2 protein-coding genes and 3 pseudogenes are annotated in these 2859 nt (G+C 58.5%); 2 read left to right on the forward strand and 3 right to left on the reverse strand.

Features of this window, described 5'->3' with window-relative positions; genetic code table 11:
• The coding region (locus tag NKH19_RS33070; RefSeq protein ID WP_352983888.1) for a hypothetical protein at positions 1–215 on the forward strand (215 nt) is incomplete at its 5' end.
• A gap of 206 nt (positions 216–421) precedes the next feature.
• Here the strand turns inward: NKH19_RS33070 and NKH19_RS33075 are convergent.
• Positions 422–713: pseudogene (locus NKH19_RS33075) on the reverse strand (IS5/IS1182 family transposase); the annotation flags it as partial.
• Between the two features lie 95 nt (positions 714–808).
• On the opposite strand from NKH19_RS33075, the pseudogene NKH19_RS33080 reads away from it, so the two are divergent.
• A pseudogene (locus tag NKH19_RS33080) lies at positions 809–1076 on the forward strand (porin).
• An 841-nt stretch (positions 1077–1917) separates the two neighbouring features.
• On the opposite strand, the pseudogene NKH19_RS33085 reads toward NKH19_RS33080, so the two are convergent.
• Together NKH19_RS33085 and NKH19_RS33090 are read right to left on the reverse strand one after the other, a co-directional pair.
• A pseudogene (locus NKH19_RS33085) lies at positions 1918–2022 on the reverse strand (IS5/IS1182 family transposase); the annotation flags it as partial.
• A 359-nt stretch (positions 2023–2381) separates the two neighbouring features.
• Positions 2382–2609, reverse strand: coding sequence for a hypothetical protein (locus NKH19_RS33090; RefSeq protein ID WP_352983890.1), 228 nt, complete (start codon positions 2607–2609; stop codon positions 2382–2384).
• Positions 2610–2859: the final 250 nt, after the last annotated feature.

Consider the following 2859-nt stretch of genomic DNA (forward strand, 5'->3'; position numbering starts at 1 on the left):
ATGACCCTCAGCTGGATCATCTGAATTGGATGGTGGAACTGAATCAGGCAGAGATGGGTCGCTGGCCGGTGAGGGATCATCCCGTCAAATTCGAGAGATCGCCGGCCTATATCGGTGGGCTCTACAACCGGTCTGGCCCGAATTATGGCCAAGACACTGTTGAGGTACTAAATGAGCTGTCTGACCAATTGAACGCATCACGGAATAATTCCTAATTGATTCACGGCGCGGTCGCTGCAGTTAGATTTCTAGCGTAGTTCACCTGATTCTGGTCTCGACAAATAGGTATGTAAAAACAAAAAGCATGAGGAGTTGTTTCAATGAAGAAGTGTAGAGCGGTGCGGCGCCCGACAGTTCTGTCGTTGCAGTTGCCACGCTCACGGCTTTGCGGGACCGGCTTAGAGTCTGTTTGAGAATTGGTTCAATGGCTGATTCTGCGCATCAAGAGACTGCCCGCGGCGGCGTGGATCATGGTTTCGGAGACGTCGATGCGTCGTTCGTAGTCGCGCACGAGGCGGCGCCAGCGTGTGAGCCAGCCGACAGGCCTGGGCAGCACCTTGAAGTCCGGCTTGGTGCCGATGCGGCCCTCCACTTCGATTACGAAGTGGAGGGGGCGGCTTGTCCAGCAATTGCCTGCGATCGTAGCCGCCGTCGGCGAAGAGATGCTTGATCCATGGCCAGCGCTTGCGGATGGCCGCGAAGATGATTTGTGCCCATATAATAGCCCATAATCACAATTCGATCCCGGAATCAAGCGGACGTACGCGGCAGGGGAGCCACACCGTGACAAAATCATTTAATTTTGGAAATGTGGGGCGGCAATTGGGCAGTCTGGGGTGGTGCCACCTACACCTTGAACGAGAAGACTGCGTTCAACCTCCAGGTGTGATGATGAGGCCAAAGAATTTGGCCTTGCGGGGAACGTCGCCTACAAGATCGTCCCGGGTCTCACGATCACGGCCGAAGTTGACTGGGCTCATAACGACCACGACAGCAACGGTTACGATTGGACCGGCATCCCCGCTGGCAAGAGCAACGCTGTCGGCGGTATCCTCCGCTTCCAGCGCTCGTTCTGACGGATCGAAGCATTGACCCATAGCGCCGTCGCATACGACTGCGTGCGGCTAGATCCGCTCGTTCAGCCGGTGTTGGCTAAGCGGGTTACCCAAAAAGGACTCATCGGCGGCTCCTTCCAAAGTGCTTAGGTCCGCACCTCCGGGATCGAAGCCTGCCGCCGATGCGAAGGGCGCCTTTGACCAAGGCGCCCTTCATTCTAGAGCGTCGAGCATTCTGACTGGATCGAAGGGATTGCCGTCGTGTAGCGACGACCTGCTGTCAGAAAATCTGGATTTGAAATCACGTCGGGGGATGTTGTTGTCTACAGAGCGGCACAGCGGCTTGGGACTTCCGCTGGCATTTCTCGTTCTTGATTGCTGAAACGGAAGACGAAGGTGGTTGCCGGAGAACCGAATGACGTGCGATTGAAAAATGTTGACAGCCAATGGGTTGTCCAAGTCGTCGAAAATGGTAAAATAACTCGGCAATTATTCGACGCTCAAGCCGTTGCCGAGAGCTACGCCGAAGGCCAGCGAATTAGGCTCGGCCTGCCTGGAAGGCCACCGATCAGTTGACAACCGTTGAACCTAGATTAGGAGAGAAGCCGGTGATGAGCGCCCTAAAAGGCTCCGCGAAACACTAGACTTCATCATCAACGATGTTCTCGACCTCTCCGAGTACTCCGATCGCGGTATTGTCACTACCCTAGTCTAGTTGTTACGCACGGAGTTCGCCTTCGTCTCCACCTCACAGTCGTGACCTCTGAATTGCTTTGCGAGCGAATTGCCAACGCGCTCGAGCGCCGGTACGACGAATAGCGACCTCTGTTTTGAAATTCAGGGATGAGCGTTTCTGCGGATTGCCGCCCATAGCGACAAGAATCATGGCGTGAGAGACGTCTATGCGCTTCTCGTAGTCGCGCACGAGGCGGCGCCATCTTGTCATCCAACCGAACGTGCGCTCGACGAACGTCTGTACAACATTGCGTGGACCTGGTCGTTTTGCTTGGTGATTTTGGGCCGGCTGGCCATCGAGCGGGGGAACCCGGAAGATGATCTCGATGTGCGCGTCGTCGATTTCGACCCGGCGAACCACGGAGCGGATGATCTGCTGCATACCGGTCCGGTCAAGGCCGGCGAGCCCTGCTGTTACCTTGGCGGAGAAGTCTTCCAGACGGCTGATGAGGAGTGAGAGGTCGCGTTCGTTCTCGGCCACTTCGACCGCCGCCCGGTGCCGCTCCTGAAGCTGGGAGAGGCGTTGCTTCAGGCCAGCGATACGCGGTTCGAATTCCGCCTTGTCGATGACGCCCTCGGCATAGCTGTCGATCAGCGGCCGATGCCGCGACGCAAGGTGGCCATCTGTCGTTCGAGGCGGACGATCTCATCCGGCTCGCGGGTTTCGTCGCGGGCTTGGCGGAGGCGGCGGCGATATTCGTCGGCCACACGACGCGGGTCCTCCAAAAGGCCTTTCACCTGATCCCACAGTGCTTCTTTCAGGATCGCCGCGCAGCGCCGGGTTGTCGCACACGGCGTGGTCGCTGAAGCGGTAGCCATCCGCACCGATGCAGCGATAATATCGCAGCGTGTTCGTCGGGTCGTAATTGCGGGAACGCGGCGCACCTTGCCATAGTAGGCGTAGCCGCAACGCCGGCAGACCGTGTCAAGCGAAGTGAGGATTTGCCCCCCCCTCATTGCTTTGCGGTTTCGTTGGTGTCGGGGGGGGGGGGGGGGGGGGGGGGGGGGGGGGGGGGGGGGGGGCGGCGGGGCGGCGGGGGGGGGTGGGAGGCACCGACGAAGGCGAGCC

Origin of the sequence: Mesorhizobium sp. M1338 (assembly GCF_040318045.1) — a bacterium.
Lineage (GTDB): Bacteria > Pseudomonadota > Alphaproteobacteria > Rhizobiales > Rhizobiaceae > Mesorhizobium.

What these genes read in the sequence shown, in the direction of transcription:
- NKH19_RS33090 (WP_352983890.1), bottom strand. Translation starts at nt 2,609, where the DNA reads ATGGCTACCGCTTCAGCGACCACGCCGTGTGCGACAACCCGGCGCTGC.